Origin of the sequence: Wukongibacter baidiensis, assembly GCF_050888315.1 — a bacterium.
Lineage (GTDB): Bacteria > Bacillota > Clostridia > Peptostreptococcales > Caminicellaceae > Wukongibacter > Wukongibacter baidiensis.
The window spans coordinates 4660558-4682046 of record NZ_CP138202.1 but is presented as its reverse complement, the minus strand read 5'-3'; the positions used below and the strand labels follow the sequence as shown (position 1 = coordinate 4682046).

At 35.0% G+C, this 21489-nt stretch carries 17 protein-coding genes; 4 read left to right on the top strand and 13 right to left on the bottom strand.

Annotated features, from left to right (window positions below; translation table 11 throughout):
* Positions 1-11: 11 nt before the first annotated feature.
* Positions 12-1037 carry a 5-dehydro-2-deoxygluconokinase gene (gene iolC, locus R9X47_RS21185; protein ID WP_432663077.1) on the bottom strand — a complete coding sequence of 342 codons (1026 nt, stop codon included), beginning with the start codon at positions 1035-1037 and terminating at the stop codon, positions 12-14.
* Between the two features lie 287 nt (positions 1038-1324).
* Between iolC and R9X47_RS21180 the strand changes: the two genes are divergently transcribed.
* On the top strand, positions 1325-2089 hold the full coding sequence (locus R9X47_RS21180) for a DeoR/GlpR family DNA-binding transcription regulator (RefSeq protein ID WP_432663076.1): 765 nt from the start codon (positions 1325-1327) through the stop codon (positions 2087-2089).
* Positions 2090-2184: 95 nt separating this feature from the next.
* Here the strand turns inward: R9X47_RS21180 and R9X47_RS21175 are convergent, their stop codons facing one another.
* From R9X47_RS21175 to R9X47_RS21125, 11 genes are all read right to left on the bottom strand, one after another.
* Positions 2185-3534 carry an aminotransferase class III-fold pyridoxal phosphate-dependent enzyme gene (locus tag R9X47_RS21175; RefSeq protein WP_432667676.1) on the bottom strand — a complete coding sequence of 450 codons (1350 nt, stop codon included), beginning with the start codon at positions 3532-3534 and terminating at the stop codon, positions 2185-2187.
* A 130-nt stretch (positions 3535-3664) separates the two neighbouring features.
* The gene (locus R9X47_RS21170) at positions 3665-3928 is read right to left on the bottom strand and encodes a hypothetical protein (protein WP_432663075.1); all 264 of its coding nucleotides are present in this window, start codon (positions 3926-3928) and stop codon (positions 3665-3667) included.
* Between the two features lie 145 nt (positions 3929-4073).
* Entirely contained in the window at positions 4074-5237 is a 1164-nt protein-coding gene (locus R9X47_RS21165) for a sodium ion-translocating decarboxylase subunit beta (protein WP_432663074.1), read from the bottom strand.
* A gap of 51 nt (positions 5238-5288) precedes the next feature.
* Positions 5289-5684: a biotin/lipoyl-containing protein gene (locus R9X47_RS21160; protein WP_432663073.1), complete on the bottom strand. Its 396-nt coding sequence runs from the start codon at positions 5682-5684 to the stop codon at positions 5289-5291.
* A 32-nt stretch (positions 5685-5716) separates the two neighbouring features.
* Positions 5717-6076, bottom strand: a complete 360-nt coding sequence (locus tag R9X47_RS21155) for an OadG family protein (protein WP_432663072.1) — start codon at positions 6074-6076, stop codon at positions 5717-5719.
* Positions 6077-6162: 86 nt separating this feature from the next.
* Positions 6163-7710, bottom strand: coding sequence for a methylmalonyl-CoA decarboxylase subunit alpha (gene mmdA, locus R9X47_RS21150; RefSeq protein WP_432663071.1), 1548 nt, complete (start codon positions 7708-7710; stop codon positions 6163-6165).
* A 725-nt stretch (positions 7711-8435) separates the two neighbouring features.
* On the bottom strand, positions 8436-10187 hold the full coding sequence (locus R9X47_RS21145) for a sigma 54-interacting transcriptional regulator (RefSeq protein WP_432667675.1): 1752 nt from the start codon (positions 10185-10187) through the stop codon (positions 8436-8438).
* Between the two features lie 163 nt (positions 10188-10350).
* The gene (gene iolG, locus R9X47_RS21140) at positions 10351-11364 is read right to left on the bottom strand and encodes an inositol 2-dehydrogenase (protein WP_432663070.1); all 1014 of its coding nucleotides are present in this window, start codon (positions 11362-11364) and stop codon (positions 10351-10353) included.
* 166 nt (positions 11365-11530) lie between these two features.
* Positions 11531-12511 (bottom strand): ABC transporter permease, encoded by a 981-nt coding sequence (locus tag R9X47_RS21135; protein ID WP_432663069.1) that lies wholly within the window; start codon positions 12509-12511, stop codon positions 11531-11533.
* Positions 12512-12533: 22 nt separating this feature from the next.
* Positions 12534-14033, bottom strand: coding sequence for a sugar ABC transporter ATP-binding protein (locus R9X47_RS21130; RefSeq protein ID WP_432663068.1), 1500 nt, complete (start codon positions 14031-14033; stop codon positions 12534-12536).
* A gap of 70 nt (positions 14034-14103) precedes the next feature.
* The gene (locus R9X47_RS21125) at positions 14104-15075 is read right to left on the bottom strand and encodes a sugar ABC transporter substrate-binding protein (protein WP_432663067.1); all 972 of its coding nucleotides are present in this window, start codon (positions 15073-15075) and stop codon (positions 14104-14106) included.
* A 1432-nt stretch (positions 15076-16507) separates the two neighbouring features.
* Between R9X47_RS21125 and R9X47_RS21120 the strand changes: the two genes are divergently transcribed.
* Positions 16508-18862 (top strand): NPCBM/NEW2 domain-containing protein, encoded by a 2355-nt coding sequence (locus R9X47_RS21120; protein WP_432663066.1) that lies wholly within the window; start codon positions 16508-16510, stop codon positions 18860-18862.
* Positions 18863-19002: 140 nt separating this feature from the next.
* Here R9X47_RS21120 and R9X47_RS21115 read toward each other — a convergent pair whose 3' ends face one another.
* Positions 19003-19794 carry a GNAT family N-acetyltransferase gene (locus R9X47_RS21115; protein ID WP_432663065.1) on the bottom strand — a complete coding sequence of 264 codons (792 nt, stop codon included), beginning with the start codon at positions 19792-19794 and terminating at the stop codon, positions 19003-19005.
* Between the two features lie 217 nt (positions 19795-20011).
* Between R9X47_RS21115 and pdxS the strand changes: the two genes are divergently transcribed.
* Positions 20012-20890 carry a pyridoxal 5'-phosphate synthase lyase subunit PdxS gene (gene pdxS, locus R9X47_RS21110; protein WP_432663064.1) on the top strand — a complete coding sequence of 293 codons (879 nt, stop codon included), beginning with the start codon at positions 20012-20014 and terminating at the stop codon, positions 20888-20890.
* Position 20891: 1 nt separating this feature from the next.
* Entirely contained in the window at positions 20892-21458 is a 567-nt protein-coding gene (gene pdxT, locus R9X47_RS21105; RefSeq protein WP_432663063.1) for a pyridoxal 5'-phosphate synthase glutaminase subunit PdxT, read from the top strand.
* Positions 21459-21489: the final 31 nt, after the last annotated feature.

Genomic DNA, 21489 nt, shown 5'->3' with positions numbered 1-21489 from the left:
ATCCTTTCTGGTTATAGTTTTTGTACCATATCCCCATGCTCTGCCTTAGCCTTATCCATAAATTCCTGTACCGCCTCTGCGCTTGGCATTGCATCCGAGCAACTGTGGCTCGCTACTAACATTGCAGCTGAAGCACTACCAAATTCTAAGCTTTTACCTACATCCCAACCTTCCATTAGACCGTAAAGGAATGCTGATGCGTAAGCATCTCCACCACCGAAGGATTTTAATAATTTCACTGGAAAAGAACTAACTTTATATGCTTCTCCATCATTCGTATATCCAAATGATCCTTCTTTCCCATGTTTAATTACAACTATCTTAGCTTTGCACTCAAACCATCTGTCAGCAGTAACCTGATCACTTGTATTTTCAGGATCTACTAATTCTTCCATTAAATCAAATTCTTCTCTTGAACCTACAATTATGTCACTCATCTTTGCTGCCATTGAATAATATACAGCTACTTCTTCCATAGAAGCCCATGAGTAAGGTCTGTAATCTATATCAAATATAACAACGGTACCATGCTTGACAGCGTATTCCATAGCTACAAAACATGCTTCCCTTGATGGACTTTTTGAAAGGGCAGTTCCAGAAATCAATAAGGATTTAGAGTTCTTAATATATTCTTCGTTTACATCGGCAGGGTTAATTTTTAAATCCGCAACCCCTTCACGATACATCAATATACTACTTTCCGTCGGGCTCTTTATTTCTGTAAAAGCAAGCCCCATCTTCGCACCATCTTTATCAACGGTAATGTTTGTTGTATCGATGGTTTCATTATTGAAATAGTTAACAACAAATCTACCAAATTGATCATCAGCTACTCTACCAATAAAACCAACTTTTTTACCCAACCTTGCCATTCCGATTGCAATATTCGCTGGGGATCCTCCAACGTACTTTGTAAATGTTTCCGTTTCTTCCATCGGTCTGTTGATCTCATTAGCATTTAAGTCTACACCGATTCTTCCCATTGGAATAATATCAATTGCTCTATCCTCTGGAAATTTAATTAGTTTTGAACTCATAGTCATACCTCTTTTCCATTTATTATTAGTAATAATATAATAAAAACTTAATGTTAACTTAACAAATTATTGTTTATAATATATAATTAGAACCTGATAGAATCATAATAAATTATTTGTTTATTGTGATTTGTTGATTAAATTTTGGTTATCTTTTGGTTATATTTTATCATTTCAGCTTGCACTATTCAATATATTTTTTTATAATATTATTAGAAATAATTTTTTTAGTACCTATACTAATTTATATAGAAGCTAAGGGATATGAAAGATGGAGGTATATATCATTGAAAATTGAGAGAATAAAAAAAATCGAACAATACCTGATTGAACATAAAACCGCCACCTTAGATACTCTCTGTTCAGTTTTTGATGTTTCCAAAAACACAATCAGAAGAGATATATCTGAACTTGAATCCAAGGGTGTAATAAAGAAGGTTTATGGTGGAGTTACTCTGGACTATCAGGAAGAAACCGTTCCATATCAACAAAGGCAAGTTACACATATAAGCGAAAAAGCAAAAATAGGTCTTTTGGCAAGCCAATTAATAGATGATGGAGATATTATTTTTATTGATTCTGGGTCGACTACCATACATTTGATCCCCCATATTAAAGACAAGCAAAACATTACAATCATAACAAACAGCTTAAATGTGATAGTTGAATCCTCTCCTTATCCTAATCTAAATGTAATCTCAACGGGAGGAATTTTACAAAGAACAACAAATTCCTTCGCGGGTATCGCTACAGTAAATTTCCTAAAGAGCCTTAACATTGATAAGTCATTTATGGCAACAACAGGTATTTCCATTGAAAAGGGTGTAACAAATACAACTTATTTAGAAGCAGAGATAAAGAAGTCAATCGTCAAAATCAGCGATAAAATAATCGTAATGGCCGATCATACAAAGTTAGATAAAGCTGCTTTTATGAGATACTGCAATTTAAATGAGGTTGACTATTTCATAACCGATAATATTCCATCTCAGAAATATATTGATTTCTTCAACCGAAATAACATCGAATTACTTTACTCTAACTCTAGATAATATTTTTATTTTTCGCGAAAGAAAGGCGCCCACATAGGGGGCGCTTTTTGTATTTTTCAATTATGAATATGTCTATTTTAAAGAACTTAAAACTACTATTTAATCATCTCATCAACAAAATCTAAAACCTTATCCATTATATCCATAGCTTCTTTAAGCTCATCTTCTTTAATGGTAAGTGGTGGTGCAACTATTAATACATTGTCATGGCTATAGTTCCAGAAGCCTTCACTCTTTAGTATTGATAATATCTTCTTCATTGTCCCTTCAGGATCTCTTCCATATGGTACTAGAGGCTCCTTTGTTGCCTTATCTTTCACAAGTTCTATTGCACTGAATAGTCCTATATATCTAACGTCTCCTACACATGGATGCTTTTCCTTTAATCCCTCAAGTATTTCTCCTAATACCTTGCCCATTTCCTGTGAATTTTCTATTAACTTTTCTTCTTTATATACATCTATTATTGCACATGCTGCCGCACATCCCATAGGATGACCACTATAAGTAAGTCCACACCAAAGTTTATTTTCATCAAAGTGCTTTGCTATTTCTTTGCTCACTATGATTCCTCCAAGGGGTACATAGCCACAGGTTACTCCCTTAGCAAAGGTTATTATATCTGGCTTTACATTCCAGTTATCTATTGCAAACCATTTTCCGGTTCTTCCCCAGCCTGCCATTACTTCATCACAAACCATCATTATACCATACTCATCACAAAGCTCTCTTACTCCCTGCATCCATCCTTCTGGAGGTATTAGTATTCCATTACTACCTACTACTGTTTCTTGGAATATTGCAGCAATCTTGTCAGGACCTTCGAATTCTATTTGTTCCCTTAAAAGAGTAAGATAATATTTTGTAGCTTCTGAATCATCCTTAAATTCTACCGGTGCCCTATAGGTATATGGTCCATTTCTCCTCTTACTATTATTATGAATCAACTTGCTAAGAACACCTTTACCAACTCCAGATTCCCCTTGAATCAATACTGTAGAATCTACTGGAGCAACGCGGGTAGCCAGTGTTACAATTTTTTTCATTTCAGAGCTATGTACAACCATATACTCGGTTTTCATTTGCTCTAAGCGTAAAAACTCAAGCTCAGATTGATATTTTTCTGCAAGCTGATGTGCCTGTGATAGTTCTCTCTTCAAGTTATTCAATTCTGTTATATCACGAGAGTTCGTTATAACTCTAATTATTTCACCATCTTCGAAAATAGGAGTTCCTGTAGCTATTATCTCTTTTCCACTGGGTACCTTTTGTAAAATTGTAACTGGAACTCTTTTTTCCAATGCCTTTATAGTAGCAGACTCAGAGTATATTCCTAGGTCTACTAGTTCTTGTACATATTTACCCACAACATCCTTGCTGCTTAAACCCTCAACTCTCTCACCTGCAGGATTTATACGCAATATTGTCCCATGCTTATCTGTAATAGTTATACCATCATAGGATGATTCAAATATAGCTTGATATTCTTGTTGTAAATCCTTGTAGTACTGGGTCTCTTGTGAGTATTTCTTCTGAAGCTGCTGACTCTCTATTACTTCCTTTTTTTTATAAACCCTATATATAATTCCCTATTATCAAGGATTGGTAGAATCTTCTGTTGTAAGCTATGGTATTCAAAAATACTATCATCTTTTCCTTTTGATTTAATGCTTTCACATAAGTAAATAAATCCAATATGCCAATAAGTTTATTCTGCTCAACAACTGGCAATTGGGTGGTATCTGCTAACTGAAAGGTATTTATTATTTGAAGTTCATTTTCTTCATCCATATCTAAATAGAATTCTTTCTCTAAAGTAAAATCTTCATTTAACAACATTAATACCTTCTTTCTCTCGGTTATAGTATATATTCTCTATAAATTGATATTGTTCTTTTAGAACTACAATAATAAATAAAAGAGGTACATTTACCTTCATAATGATAAATGCACCTCTTTATAAAGTGAATTATATTTTATTATTTTATCCAAACAACGATAACAATACCCCAGCAGCAATAGCCGAGCCTATAACTCCTGCAACGTTAGGTCCCATTGCATGCATCAGTAGGAAGTTTGATGGGTTTTCTTTCTGTCCTACTACTTGTGATACCCTTGCCGCCATTGGTACTGCCGATACTCCTGCTGAACCAATTAGTGGATTAACCTTTCCTCCTGTTAATTTACACATTAGTCTACCAAATAATGTTCCTGTTGCTGTTCCTACACAGAAGGCTAATAATCCAAGTCCTATTATCATTAAGGTTTGTACCTTAAGGAATTTGTCCGCACTTGCTGTTGCTCCAACTGTTATTCCTAGGAATATTGTTACTATGTTTATTAATTCGTTTTGTGCTGTTTTAAGTATTCTATCTACTACTCCTGATTCTCTAAATAGGTTACCTAGCATTAGCATTCCTAATAACCCTGTTGCTGATGGCAGTAATAGAGCTCCAAGCAACGTAACTGCTATTGGAAATATAATTTTCTCTGTTTTTGTAACGACTCTTAATTGCTCCATCTTTATTTGTCTTTCTTCCTTTTTTGTAAGGGCCTTCATAATTGGCGGCTGAATAATTGGTACTAGTGCCATATATGAATATGCCGCTACTGCTATAGGTCCTAGTAGATGTGGTGCAAGTTTAGATGTTAGAAATATTGCTGTTGGTCCATCTGCTCCACCTATTATACCTATTGATGCTGCCTCTGGTCCTGTAAATCCTAATGCAACAGCTCCTAAGAATGTTGTAAATATACCAAACTGTGCTGCCGCTCCTAAAAGTAAACTTCTTGGGTTTGCTATCAGTGGTCCGAAATCCGTCATTGCTCCTACACCCATGAAGATAAGTGGAGGATATATTCCAAGCTTTACCCCTTGATATAGATAATATAATAAACCACCTAGCTGTTTTAAGTGGGGTAATCCATCTTTTCCTACTTCGTAAACTGGATAATCCATTAGTCCTGCTAATGGGATATTAGCAAGAAGCATTCCAAAGGCAATAGGGAGCAATAGTAAAGGTTCATATTGCTTTACTATAGCTAAGTAAAGTAGTACACAAGCTATACCTAACATAACAAGGGCTTGCCATGTAAGAGCAACATATCCTGTACTTGCGAAAAAGTTGTTAATCAGTTCTAAAAACATCCTGTATTCTCCCTCACTTTCGTCGTTAGACTTTTAATCCTATATTGTATACTATCCTATTACTATTAAAACATCTCCTGCATTTACGGATGCTCCCTTAGTAGCGTTTACTGATACTACCTTCCCACCTGCCGGTGCCATTATTTCGTTTTCCATTTTCATAGCTTCTAATATAAGCAGTACATCACCATTTGAAACTGTATCTCCTACATTTACCTTTATATCAAGGATTGTTCCTGGCATTGGCGCTGTTATAGTGTTTCCTCCTGCCGGTGCTGGCGCTGCCGCTGGCTTTGGTGCTGGCGTGGCTGGCTTTGGTGCAGCCGCTGGTGCTGCTGCTCTAGGAGCTGCTGCTGGTCTTGATACTGAAGCCGATTGTACTCCTCCTACTTCCTCTACTTCTACTTCATATGCCTTACCATTCACAGTTATATTAAATTTTCTCATTATTGTTCCTCCTTCTGCTCATATGGGATTTTCTATAACATTTTATTCATTTGATCAATTCTACCTGCTCTACCCCATGCTGGAGTTGCGTCCGGTAACCTCACAATATTCCTTACAACTATATTGTGGGTAGATGTATTTAAACTTGCAGCTACCGCTGCTGTAATTACTGCTACAAGCTCTTCATCATCTTCTTTTGCTGGTGCCGGGCTCTCTGGAGCTGCCTTAGGTCTAGGCTCAACCTTAACAGGAGCTTTTGTTGGTTCTTTATAGAATAACACCTTCATCAGGTCCAACATAAAGGATAATGCTATTAGTGCAGCAAAGGTTACTCCCATACCTAGGGCTGTGATAAGTAATCCGTCTGCAAAAGTGATATTTTCACCAAACAATCTTCCCACCTCTTTTCCTATATTACTTTAGAATCTGCTTATAGAGATCGCAATGTAGATTTATAAGTGCGTTCTATATATATGATTTATAGTGGAATATTTCCGTGCTTCTTAGATGGTCTTGTATCTCTCTTAGAAGCTAACATATTAAATGCATCAACAAGTCTTGGTCTTGTGGCATTTGGCTCAATTACATCATCAACCATTCCTCTTTCAGCGGCCTTGTAAGGCGTTGCGAACTCTGCAGTATACTCGTCAATTTTCTTTTGTCTCATTGCTACAGGGTCCTCTGCACCTGATATATCTTTTCTAAAGATAATGTTAGCTGCTCCCTTTGGTCCCATAACCGCTATCTCTGATGATGGCCATGCCAATACTATATCTGCTCCAAGTTCTTTGTTGCACATTCCTATATATGAACCACCATAGGCTTTTCTAACTATTAATGTAACCTTTGGTACCGTTGCTTCACTATATGCAAATAGCATTTTTGCACCATGTCTAATGATTCCACCATATTCTTGGGTTGATCCCGGCAAGAATCCAGGTACATCCACTATGTTAAGCAGTGGTATATTAAATGCATCACAGGTTCTTATAAATCTTGCCGCCTTGTCTGATGCACTTATGTCAAGACATCCTGCTAGAAACTTTGGTTGATTGGCTATGATTCCTACTGTGCTTCCATTTATCCTTGCAAAACAAGTAACTATATTTTGAGCAAAATACGGCTGATATTCATAGTAATCTCCATCATCAACTATTAGTGAAATAATATCCTTCACATCGTATGGCTTATTTGGATTATCAGGAATGATTGTATCAAGCTCTGGAATAATCTTATTTATATCATCACTTGTTTCAAATCTTGGCGCTGTTTCCATATTATTTGATGGCAAGAAGCTAAGTAATCTTCTAATCTGTGCTATACAGTCTTCATCATTCGACGCCATAAAGTGAGCCACACCACTTTTGCTGTTGTGAGTCATCGCTCCACCTAGGGCTTCTGCTGTCACTTCTTCACCAGTAACTGTCTTAATGACTTGAGGTCCTGTTATAAACATTTGGCTAGTTTGATCTACCATGTAGATAAAATCCATTATAGCCGGAGAATACACTGCTCCACCAGCACATGGTCCCATAATTGCTGATATCTGCGGAATTACTCCCGAGGCTATTGTATTTCTATAAAATATCTTTCCATATCCCGAAAGGGCATCTACTGCTTCTTGTATTCTTGCTCCACCGGAATCATTTAATCCTACTACTGGTGCTCCAACTTTCAGGGCATTATCTAGTACTTTACAGATTTTTGCTGCATGCATTTCTCCCAATGATCCACCTATCACTGTAAAATCTTGAGCAAATGCATAAACTAGCCTTCCGTCTACCTTTCCATAGCCTGTTACAACACCTTCTCCAGGAGCCTCTAGCTTTTCCATGCCAAAGTTTGTACATCTGTGAGTTACAAAAGCATCTAGCTCCACAAAGCTTCCCTCGTCGAATAGTAGGCCTATTCTTTCTCTAGCTGTTAGCTTTCCCTTTTCATGCTGCTTTGCAATCCTCTTTTCGCCACCGCCTTCCATTACCTTTTGGCGGCGTTTACGTAAATCTTCTAATTTGTTATTAGACATATCTTCAGTAGCCTCCTCTGCATAATAATCATACACATTTATACTTAATTAAAAACTTAATAATTACCTATATATAATACGATAGCCATATTACATTCTAGAGATTTGACAACCAGGGTTTTCAGGGATGTTAACTCTTCAGAAGGTAATAGGTTTTTCGCCACTTATATGCATTATTCCATCAAAAAAACATTTATAAGATTTGATTATTAAGGATAGATTAATATCTCTGACTTTTTACGTAAATATGTATAATTCAGTTTTATTTTAACAAGCAATTATTCATATGTACAGTGGTTATATAAAGTATTATCACTCTATCCATTCAATATTTAAATGTTTTTCGATTTTCTCTTTAATTTTTAAAAGAGTTGTTATTTTGCAATGTATAAAAGCTTTTCCCATCACCAACTAACTATTATGCAATCATCATGCCAAAATATTTATACATTCAAAATCTACGAATCCCAATTGTTTACTCATTTATAAATATTCATAGAAATCTGCCTCCACAATCCACGGGGTAAATTCACTCCACAAAATTGCATCAACTCTTTCCAAACCCTGTAAACAACTCAATTTGAACAAACAAAGGCACAAATACCTCACACGGGGTATTTGTGCCTTTGTTTCTTTTCCATCATTGTCTTATATTATAGTAATTATAATAATCAATTCCCTTTTTGTCATATGTTTTTTACTAAAAACTTACAAAATAATTTTTCCTAATTAAAGCCTTTTTCTATTCCATGTTTCTTAAGCTTCTTTCTTACGTTACTGCGATCCAAGTTCAGAATATTAGCCATTTCCTTTATACTTCTTGCATTTTCCATCACAGCTACAAGTAATCGCTTCTCACATTCGCTCATAGTCTCTCTAAATGATAGTGACTCTCCAACATCTAATATCTTTTCTGTCCTACTTCTCTTAGCTTCCACAATTGAATTTGGTAAATCTTGTATCGCAATACTTTCTGAGTTCGTAACTACAACTAAGCGCTCTATTATATTTTCAAGCTCCCTTATGTTCCCTGGCCAATCATATTGAATAAGAGCCTCAACGGCCTTTAATTCTATTCTTTTATGAAAATTATATTTCGAATTAAATTTATCTATACTATTCATAATAAGAGGCTGAATGTCCTCTTTTCTATCCCTAAGGGGCGGAATAAATATAGGAACAACATTCAAACGATAATACAAATCTTCTCTAAAGGCTTTTTCTTTGACCATTTTCTCCATATTTCTGTTTGTTGCAGCAATAACCCTTATATCGACTGGAATAGGCCTATCTCCACCAATCCTACAAATCTCATGATCTTGAAGGGTTCTTAACAGCTTTACCTGCAAATTAAGAGGTAATTCTCCAATTTCATCTAAAAATAGTGTCCCGCCATTTGCCAGTTCAATTATCCCGACCTTTCCCTCTCTATTTGCGCCAGTAAAAGCACCTTTTTCGTATCCAAAAAGTTCAGATTCAAGTAAGGCTTCTGGGATAGAACCACAGTCTATCTTTATAAAAGGTCCCGTTTTACGTTTGCTATTACTATGGATTAGTTTACTGATAACTCCTTTACCAACTCCCGATTCTCCCTGGATCAATACCGTAGAGTCTACCGACGCAACTCGATTTGCTAAAGTCATGATCTTTTTCATTTCCGAGCTGCGAACTACAATATCCTTTGTTTTTATTTGCTCTGATCGCAAGAGTTTAAGCTCTGATTGATATTTTTCTGCAAGTTCATGAACTTCCGAAAGCTCTCTCTTTAATTTATTTAATTCCGTAATATCTCTGGAATTGGTTACTACTCTAATTATCTCTCCATCCTTGAATATTGGCGTTCCTGTAGTTATAATTTCTTTCCCACTGGGTACCTTTTGCAATATTGTAACCTGTGCCTTTTTTTCTAGTACTTTGACAGTTGCAGATTCAGAATAGATCCCTTGATCCACTAATTCTTGCAAGTGTCTTCCTACAACATCTTCACTTCTAACCCCTTTTATTCGCTCACAGGCAGGATTAATTCGAAGGGTTATACCTTCGCCATCAGTGATTGTTATCCCATCATAGGATGAGTCAAAAATTGTCTGATATTCCTGCTGTAAGTCTTTATAATACTGTATATCTCCAGAATATTTTTGTATAAGTATTTGCTTTTCTACTAGTTCACTTTTTATATATCCTATATAGGATTCCGTTTCATCTACAAATGGAAGAATTTCTTGAGACATTCCTTTGTAATTTAGAATATCATCATTTTGAGAAGCAATTATGATATCTCTTTTTATTATTTCATCTAGTTTTCTATCACTATTAGGTTCTTTAATAAGATCAAACAAATTCAATATTCCAATAACCTTATCACTTTGAACAACTGGTAATTCTGCTGTGCAGGCTAGCCGAAAGGTATCAATTATTTTAGCCTTATCATATTCACTTACATTTACGAAATACTTCTTTTCTAAGATAAAACTCATATTATTCAATCGTAATACCTTCTTTCCCTTTGGATATTATTTTATATATTCTCCTATAAAGATGAAATTCCTTGCAAAGTATATTAAAAAGAAAAAGAATTTCTCGAAAAGTTGAGAAATTCTATTAAAAAATAAAAAGTCTATATATAAAAGTAGGGGGGAATTACAATCTGATTAATTCGTTAGTTTCAAAAGCTTCTTTACACTTGTAAGCAATTTCAGTAGTCTTAGTTCCATCGTACACAGTTACTTCTGGCTTTCTTCCAGTTAAAATACAGTCTATAAACTCATTTAGTTCTTCTATATAAGCTTGCTCAAATCTCTCTAAGAAATCTTGTGAACACTCTTTTCTTACTCCATGCTCATCTAATATTTCAACAAGATTCTTTTGAGGTACATTAGCTATTCTTAAAATTCCCTTTGTTCCGATTATCTCAGTTTCAACATTGTATCCATGTGGAGCTGTTCTACCAGCAAACAAGAATACCATTGCATCATCTTCAAGCTGCATTAATGCTGAAACGTTGTCACCATCCTTGTATTTACCAAACTCTGGATGAGCATAGCATCCACCAATAGCAAAGATTGATTTTGGCTCTGATCCCATCATCCATCTAGCTAAATCTATATCATGTACAGCCATGTCTATAAATTGTCCACCACTATGTCCTGCATAAGCTATAGCACCTTCTATGCAGCTTTCAGGGTCTTGGCTATACCCTCTAAATAGAATTGGTCTTCCTATTTCTCCACTTTCTATCTTTTTCTTAGCGTATGCGTAAGACGGATCGTATCTTCTCATGAATCCTAGCATAAATACCTTATCTTGATGCTTTTCAACTGCCTCTTCAGCAATTTTACACTCCTCAACTGTTGTTCCTAGCGGCTTTTCACTGAAAACATGTAAGCCAGCTTCTAAAGCATTTGCAATTTGCTTAGTATGAAGGGCTGATGGTGAAGTGATTACTACCGCATCTAATTCTTCATTTTTTATCATTTCATCAAAATCAGTATATGCATAAGGAATATTCCAATCCTTTTGAACCTGCTTTAATTTCTCTTCATTCATATCACAGATAGCTGTTAGTTCTGCGTTAGGTATTTTAAAGGCTACATTTTCTGCATGTTGTAAACCTAATCTACCTAGTCCAATTGCACCAATTTTTATCTTTTTCATTGTAAATGCCTCCTCAAAATCTTCATTCAATATAATAAATTTTTGTTAAAAAAATAACTTGCATTACCTATTAAAATTGATAAATAAAATCTGGGATAAATACTTACTAACCATCCACATATATATTTATCAATTTTAATTTTCATAACACTCTAATTACTAATTACTATTTCTTCTTAGCATTCTTTCTCATGTCAATAATAACAGCTCCTACGATGATACAACCTTTGATAATCTGCTGCCAATAAGCTGATACCCCTAGTAGGTTCAAACCATTATTCAGTACCCCTAGTATTAATGCACCGACAAAGGCACCACCTATAGTACCAATACCACCGGAGTGACTAGTACCACCTATAGTTGTAGCTGCTATGGCATCTAGTTCGTAGGAAACCCCCATACCTGGTTGCCCTGTATTAACACGTGCTGATAATACCATACCTGCTAAACCGGCTAACAATCCAGCGTATGCATATATTTTGATAAGGTTTCTCTGAACATTAACCCCTGATACTTCTGCCGCGTGAATGTTACCACCGATAGCATAAATATTCTTACCAAATTTAGTATGATTTAATAATACCCATGTTATGAATGCCATTGTTAAATATATAATTACTGGAACTGGAATTCCCAGTATATAACCTTGCCCAATATACTGATAAGATGCCGTGAGAGAACTAACTGGTCTACCATCGGTATATAGTAATGCCAAACCTCTGGCCGAAACCATCATACCTAGAGTTGCAATAAATGCCGGAATACCTGTTTTAGCAATCAATGTACCATTTACAGCACCACACAGAAGACCAATAGCTAATGCTGCTAACAGTGGAACAATAACTGGCATTTCAGGTAAATTAGGAAACATCTTTGCATGCCAATCCCCCGTTTGCCCAAGACTTGCTGCAACAACAGCTGCTACTGCTAGTACGGAACCTGATGATAAGTCTATCCCCTTAGATATAATTACTAATGTTACACCAAGTGATATCAATCCTATAACCGATACCTGTCTAACAACATTCATAAGGTTTCTAGGAGTCAAAAACACTGGTGACGCAAAGCTCATAGCTATAACCATAATAATGAAAACAAAGTATATTCCATATTTACTTATTATCCTTTTAGTTTTATCAACATTCATTAGAACTTCCTCCCTTTAAAAACTACATACTTCCTGTTGCATACTTCATTATAACTTCTTGGTTTGCATCTTTTCTGTCAACAATTCCTGTCATTCGTCCTTCGTACATAACCATAACTCTATCGCTCATCCCTAGTACTTCAGGTAACTCCGATGAAATCATAATGATTGATTTTCCTTGGCCTGCTAAATCTGATATAAGGGAATGAATTTCTGCCTTGGCGCCAACGTCGATCCCACGGGTAGGCTCATCAAGTATCAAAATATCAGGATCAGTAAGTAACCATCTAGCAACTAAAACCTTCTGTTGGTTACCACCACTTAAATTTTGAATTAACTGATCAATATTTGGTGTCTTAACCCTTATTGCTTTTTTGTATTCTTCACAATCTGCTTTTATTAACTTATGATCTAGTAGTCCATTCTTTTTAACATACTTATTGATATTTGCTATAACTGTGTTATCTTTTACAGAAAGCATAGGAAAAATCCCTGTATGGCGCCTATCCTCGGTTAATAGTGCTATTTTATTCTTAATTGCATCCTCTGGAGAATCTATGTCGACCTTTTTTCCATCTATATATACTTCACCGGAAGTTTTATTTCGCATTCCAAATAACGTTTCAATAACTTCTGTTCTACCTGCTCCTACTAAGCCAGCCAAACCTAATATTTCGCCTTTTCTAACAGTAAATGAAACATCCTTAAATACACCTTCTGCAGCAAGATTTTTTACCTCTAATCTTACATCTCCAATTTCACAATCAACTTTAGGAAACATTTCATCTAATTCTCTACCTACCATAAGTGATATAAGTTTATTTGTATCTAATTCTTTTGCAAGATAAGTTCCAATATAGGTACCATCTCTTAAAACTGCAATTTCATCTGAAATTCTAAAAATTTCATCCATTTTATGAGAAATATATATGATTGCTTTTCCTTGATCCCTTAGTCTTTCTATGATTCTAAATAGATGCTCAACCTCTCTATCGGTCAAAGCAGAAGTAGGTTCATCCATTATAACTATATCTGAATTATATGAAACCGCCTTTGCTATTTCTATCATCTGCATTTTAGCAACAGTTAAGTTTGCCATTTTTTCTTTAGGGTCTAAATCCAAATCTAGATCCTTCAATAGTTCTTTAGTCATATCATACATTTTTTTATGATCAACTAATCTTAACGGTCCTTTTACAGGCTCACGTCCTAGCCATATGTTTTCCATAATTGTCCTGTGTAATACTGGACTTAATTCTTGATGGATCATTGATATTCCCATATTTAATGCTTTGTTAGTATTTTCAAATACTACTTCGCTGCCTTTATATACAATTGTTCCTTCAGTAGGAGGATGAATACCTATCAGGATTTTCATTAATGTGGATTTTCCAGCACCATTCTCGCCCATTAATGAGAGTACAGTTCCCGGCTTTATCTTTAGTTCTACATTATCTAGTGCCTTAACTCCTGGAAATACTTTTGTTATGTTTTTCATTTCCAAAAGGTATTGCTGAGTCATAGTCTATACCTCCATTTATATTCTAAAAAACAGTGTGGGGGAGAATTGCCCCCACATAGTTAATAAAATCTTATTTGAAATCTCCAATATTTTCAGGTGTAACTAATTTAAATGGAATCATTGTTTCAGTTTCTACTGATTCACCTTTAGCTGATTTGAATGCAACTTCTACAGAACCGCCACCTTGACCTGCTGCATCTTGGAATACTGTAGCCGCTAAATCACCAGCTTCTAAGGCTGCTAAACCGTCAGGAGTAGCGTCAACACCAACAACTAGAATATCTTGTCTTCCAGCATCCTTAAGGGCTTGGATAGCTCCTAATGCCATGTCATCGTTATTTGAAGCGATAGCTTTAAGATCATCACCAAATCTGTTTAACCAGTCTTCAGTTTTAGCCATACCTTCATTTCTTTGCCATAAGCCAGTTTGCTTGTCCACGATCTCAATTCCGTCAAACTTTGCAGCTATTTCTTCGTTACCTTCAGTTCTCTTAAGAGCACCTTCATTGTCAAGCTTACCCATTAAAATAGCCAATTTACCCTTACCTTCTAAAGCCTCTGCTAAGTATTCCATTTGTAATCTACCAGCAACTATTTCTTCTGAACCAACATAGTATGTTCCTTCAGGTAAATTAGCAGGTTTTCTATTAACATATACTAGCTTAACGCCTTCTTTTGTTGCCGTGCTAGTAATCGGATCAGTTGCACTTGTGTCAACTGGAACAACTACGATAGCATCTTTTTGCTGTACTATAAAGTTTTCTACTTGATCCATTTGCTTCGCCATATCTTCCTTTGCGTCAACAAATTCAATATCAATTTCATCTTTATGCTTTTCAGCATATGCCTTCATACCATCCATCATATAAGTTAGGAAAGTATCATCAAAGTTTGCTATAGATACACCAATTTTTACTTTTCCACCTGTTGCTTCGCCACCACTTGGTTCATCTGCTTTCTGCGCTCCACAACCAGCTAACATCGCTAGACATAGAGCTGAAACTAACAACAACGCTAATGACTTCTTAAATAACTTTTTCATATAAATCCCCCTCGTCATAATTTTTCATAGAATTACTTATTAGTTTAATTATTAATAATTAACTAATATTTATATATACTAAAATTCACCTCCTTAGTTTATAACTAAAGTAGCTTTCATTAATATATAAATAACCTTTGAAAGTTATTTACAAGTCTAAAACATTTATACAATTAGATAAATACAGAAAATATATGTTAATAAAGTATAAGTAACAAATGATAAGTCTATATGAATAGTTTTTCTGAATCTTAAGAAGGATACACAGGGAATAAAAGCCTCTCATAAAAAATTAAAAGTCGACTTTTTTTAAACGCATAACTATGATTGTTTTTCTCCAAACTCTTTATAAATTTACAATTTAACATTATTTAAATAAAACGTTTTCATATCACGCAAAGCAAAACTATATATATATGCAATATTTAGGACTTTATTCATAGAATTGTTAATTCTTATTAATTTTCGGTTTACGTTTTGGTTATGTTTTTGTTATGTTTTGGTTATATCGTGATTATATTCTATCATTTTTTTTACAAGTTTGCAATATAATTTTACAAAAAAATTAATTGTATGAATATTGTAATAAATTCCACTTCATTATCTTCTCAAAACCTTGAATTTAGCTATTATTTAATAAAAATCACTTATGATAGACTCTAAGTTTTTTACATTTCTATCTAATGGTTCCTATATAATCACCTTTACACAGTTAAAACTATCTTTCTTCTACGATTCCCTATCATTTTTTTATATTGCCATCATATTCTATCGTTTCTTTTAAAAATAATAAATTATGATGTCAATATAAAAATTCATTCTATTTATAAGATTCTGCTGAATGCTATAATAAACTCATCAATTATATCGTTTATTAATTAACCTTTAACCTAAGGCCTTCTAATGCCTTTCATACTAAAGGTTTAAAAAAACATTATTCACACTTTATAGTGTAAAACCTCATATACTTATAGCTGTAAACTAGCTCGTAAAAGATGAAAAAAGAAAAGTCCATTCTACTTTCTCAGCAAATATATTCCCAACAGTTCAATTTATAAGAGTTATATAAACCATGTATAGATAACCAACTTTAAAGCTAGAGTCATGTATTTTTATTTTAGAAAATTATTGTAAATCATAGTGTTGGTCATCTATAACTATAAAAATTCATGAAGAGAGGTGGGAAGTGCATAAACACAGGAGAAATGTATTCAAAAGTGCTGATAGTGGTGATAATAATTTCTCCAAGTGTATATACCTCTGGTTTATACACTGGAAAAAAATACTCACATACATCATCAGATAACTTAACGAATTCTGATTACAACATACTAGGATATTTTAGCATTAATACATGGGAAACTACTTTTCATCACCAACTATCACAAAACAATTTAAACAACAGATAAATAGTTTAAAGGAGATGAAGTATATGTTTAAAAAGATGTTGGCTTTTATGATGTCTATAACGCTTTTAGTAGGCCTCTTTAGTAGTACTGGGTCAGTTGTTTTTGCCCAAGGCAGCTCAGAAACCTCAACAGGCAATTTCAGTGTTCTTTCCTATAACGTAGCTGGACTAAAAATCCCAAAACCATCGGAATCTCGATTTGATTTGATCAGCCCACTTTTAAATGACTATGATATCGTAGGGGTACAAGAGAACTTTGCCTACGATGGTCAGCTAACCGAAGACGTAACTTTACCCTATCGAAATATTCACTTGGGTGAAGATGGGAATGGTAATGGCCTGAACATTTTCTCTAATTATCGTGTTCATACTACACGTTCTAAAACCTGGTTCTGGAGATCTCACCAAGGTGCTGATAAATTGACTCAAAAGGGTTTTTCATTCTCAGAAGTAGAAGTAGAACCTGGTGTACTCATCCACGTGTATAATTTACATGGCGATGCTGGCCAAGATGATGGTTCTAATGTAACTAGAGCAAAGAATTTAAGAGAATTGGCAGAGCATGTTAAGCTACATTCAAGTAATCGTGCCGTTATTGTAACGGGAGATACAAATGCCTATTATTTTAGAGGTAGCGATGAGCTAGAAAAATCTTTAAAACTTGCGGGATTAAAGGATCCGATGATTGAACTTATAAGAGGTGGGGTGTACCCTACACCATTAGAAGATTGGAAGGCAACACAGGAGGCTATGTCAGCAAGAGATACCATCCTAGAGGAAGTTATAAAAGATGATTATGAGTCTGTTGATAAAATTTTCTATAAGAGTGGCGGGGGAGTTACCCTAGAAGCGATTGACTATAAAATTGCTTTTGAAAAATTCTCCTATATAAATGATTCAGGTGTGCGAACGCGTATGTCGGATCACAGTCCTACCGTTGTTAACTTTAACTATACCATCGATAGGAACAAGTATCCTGAACCAAATAAGGTTTATCTATCTGACATAAGATGCGAAAGCGCTACTAGCGGTTGGGGTTACTTCAAAGCTGACTCAAGTGTGGCTGGGGATAGTCATAGTGATTTTGACCCGATAGTGATTGAAAAGCAAAGATTCAGTAAAGGCTTAGGTGTACATGCTAATTCAGAGTTGGTGTATAACATTGATGGAAAGTATAAAACTTTCAAAACATATATAGGTATTGATGATGAGGTTAGTGGTGGCTCTGTCAAGTTCCAAGTAAAGGGCGACGGTAGGCTCCTTTATCAAAGTCCAACCATCTATCATAATACAAAAGCAATACCTATCAGTGTAGATGTATCCGGTGTTAACAGACTTGTTCTTAAGGTTACCGATGCAGGCAATGGACACTCAAAAGATCATGCAGACTGGGCCGATGCAAAATTATTGACAGCCGATTATGTAGACGAAGGTTTCCCTGTGATTTTTAATAATGATCATCCTGATATTATATATAGCACTGGTTATAACAACGGTAATATCTCCTATCATAAAATGAGTGACTTGGATTTTAACGGTGATGTCACCAGAATTAGAGAATCGGACTCTTATCCAATGTCTGAAGAAAATTTCCCTATCGTGGGTTGGCTCAGTACGGTTACTGATTTAGATGAGAGTTTTGCTTTGTTAAGTGACTTCTATTCTAAAAGAAATAATCCAACCATTGAGTTTACATTTAACGGTACAGGAATCGATTATGTAGGTCAAAAGGATTTCTACAACGATAATGAGTGGTTTTCCCAAAGACCTTGTAGTATATCCCGTGTATATTTAGATGGTGAATTCTATAGAGATGTACACATCAATACATCGACGGGAGAACTATGGCCAAACCATACGTTTTTAGAAATAAGGGATCTTCCTCAAGGAGAGCATACCATTAAGATTGAAAGACTTACTGGTGAGTGGATGGTTCTTGATGCATTTAAGGTTTATGGTTCACCCGAGACTACAATTACTGTAAATGATAATGAAGGCTCCTTTAATTCACTTGACAATTTAACCCTCATTGGCGATGGCTGGAGACTGAGTAGCAATAGAGGCCGTGGTGATTTAGGTAATGATGTAACAGAAATACAAAAGAAAGATGCAGCTTTTGAGTTCCGTTTTTATGGAAGAGGCGTTGCTTATATAGCTCCTAAAGACAGCTCGAATGGTTATCAAAGGGCCTTCATTGATGGGACTCCTGCAAGTGGTTTATCGGGAGGATTATTTAATACACACGCAAATAGCTACACCCCTCAACAAAAATTCGAATTTAAGAATTTACCGTCAGGCTGGCATACATTAAGAATAGAGAATGTAGAAAATACAGGGAGCGAATGGTTTAGAATTGATGGTTTCGAGATTTATAAATAAAAACAATAACCAGGGGTCATCATGCTAACTGTAGCTACATTATTTAGTATTAAAGTATATAATACATATTTATATAATCAATAATTAAGCCTACCTCCAAGATTAGATATTAATCTTACGGGGGTAGGCCAGTTAAGTTTTTATCTTCTACCAACATACATTTTCCACTTTCCAATATCCTTAAATCCAATGCTTTTGTAAATTATGCCTGCATTAGGGTTATCATAAAATAAGCACAGCGTTCGACCTTCTTTCAAAACTTCATTACATAGTGCCGTCATACATTTAGTCGCGTAGCCTTTTCTTCTATATTCAGGATGGGTGCAAACTCCAACAATCATGGCCGACTCTGAATTTTCTGCCGTTGTAGATGCCGATGCTACTACTTTTCCATCCACCTTCATAAAGTATGTTCTACCAGTTCCAGTTTCGATAGTTTGTCTGAATGACTCTTTACTAGATGGTGTAATATCAAATTCTTCAATCAATTCCTTTAGGTCATTAATAGAATCTACATCTTCTATGTTTGCTTTTTTTACCCCTATTAGATCAATATTCATATCTAGTAAACTATTATCTATAAGTTCTGCAAAATACTGCTCTTTCTTTTTTTCAAATTCCATATACTTATCAAATTTTTCTATAACTGACTTTTTACCTGACATAGCTTCAAGTTTCTTGTTTTTATTAATTGTATCGACAAATCCCTCAATATCGAATTCGCCCTTGGAATATGGTATGTAAAAATTTCGATATCGTAATAGAACTCCAATAATTTGCTCATTTTCATCAAATTCAGCCCATATTTCTTGAAAATCGCTATCATAGCCAAAATTTTCAACATCACCAATTATGAACAGATTAATAGATTTTTCTTCCTTTAAGTACTCCATTAACTGCGCATTGTCTGTAGACATTAATTTTCTTATCATATATATCCCCCCATAATAGTTCCATTGTTTATAGAATTTATTCTATTTTATAGGATTTGTATCACGATGTAAACAATTAATTATACTAAACTAAAATACTCTTGACACAATAACAATTCTATGCAAAAATGAAATTGTAATATCATTGTACTCAAATACAATATGTATTATGCATACAATTTAGATACAATTTTATAATTTAAAGGGGGACTTTGAAATGAATAAAAGATACGAATTGAACAAAAACTTAGCTGAAATGTTAAAAGGTGGCGTTATCATGGATGTTATGAATCCAGAGCAAGCTAAGATTGCTGAAGCAGCTGGTGCTTGTGCAGTTATGGCATTGGAAAAAATTCCTGCAGATATCCGAGTTCAAGGCGGTGTCTCAAGGGCTTCTGATCCAAAAATGATTAAGGAAATTCAAGCTGTTGTTTCAATTCCCGTAATGGCAAAGGTAAGAATTGGTCATTTCGTGGAGGCACAAATCCTTGAAGCCTTGGAAATTGATTACATAGATGAAAGTGAAGTATTAACGCCAGCTGATAAAGTTTATCACATTGATAAAAGCAAGTTTGATGTACCATTTGTTTGTGGCGCTAAGAACTTAGGTGAAGCTTTAAGAAGAATTAGAGAAGGCGCTTCAATGATCAGAACTAAGGGAGAACCTGGTACTGGTGATGTTGTTGAAGCAGTAACACATATGAGAAAGATGAACGAAGAAATTAGATACATTCAATCTTTAACAGATGAGCAGTTAATGACTGCTGCTAAAGATATGGGTGCTCCATATGAGTTAGTTAAATATGTAAATAAACATGGAAAATTACCTGTTGTTAACTTTGCTGCCGGTGGAGTTGCTACACCAGCAGATGCAGCAATGATGATGCAATTAGGATGTGATGGTGTATTTGTTGGTTCTGGTATATTCAAATCAGGAGATCCTGTTAAGAGAGCTGAAGCCATTGTTAAAGCAGTAACTCACTACGATGATCCTAAAATGCTAGCCGAGGTATCAGAGGATCTTGGCGAAGCAATGGTTGGTATTTCAGTAAGTGATGTAAACGAAAAAAATAGAATGGCTGATCGTGGGTGGTAATATGCTGATAGGTGTTTTAGCATTACAAGGAGCTTTTAGAGAGCATATGAAGTCCCTTGAGAAGATCGGCATTCAAGGTAGGCTTGTAAAGGGTAATAAAGATCTTGAAGGAATAGATGGGATTATCTTACCCGGTGGTGAAAGCACCGCAATGGGTAAAATGCTTGTTGATTTTGACATGCTAGATACCCTTTCTGCTAAAATAAAAAATGGTCTTCCTGCCTGGGGAACATGTGCTGGCATGATTCTTTTAGCTAGTAAAATTAACGGTCAAGATGATGCTCATCTTAAAGTAATGGATATGGATGTAGAAAGAAATGCCTACGGTAGACAGGTCGATAGCTTTATGGTTGATAAGTTGATTCCAAAGATCTGTGATACTGAACTTCCTTTAGTTTTTATTAGGGCTCCATATATTAATAATGTAGGAAGTGATGTTGAGGTTTTATGTGAAATAGATGGAAATATTGTTGCTGCAAGAGAAGGTAATATGTTAGCGACTTCATTTCATCCTGAGCTAACTGAAGATTTGACTTTTCATAGGTATTTTCTAGAAATGATCTCATAAGTATAGTTAAAGGGAATGATTATAATCATTC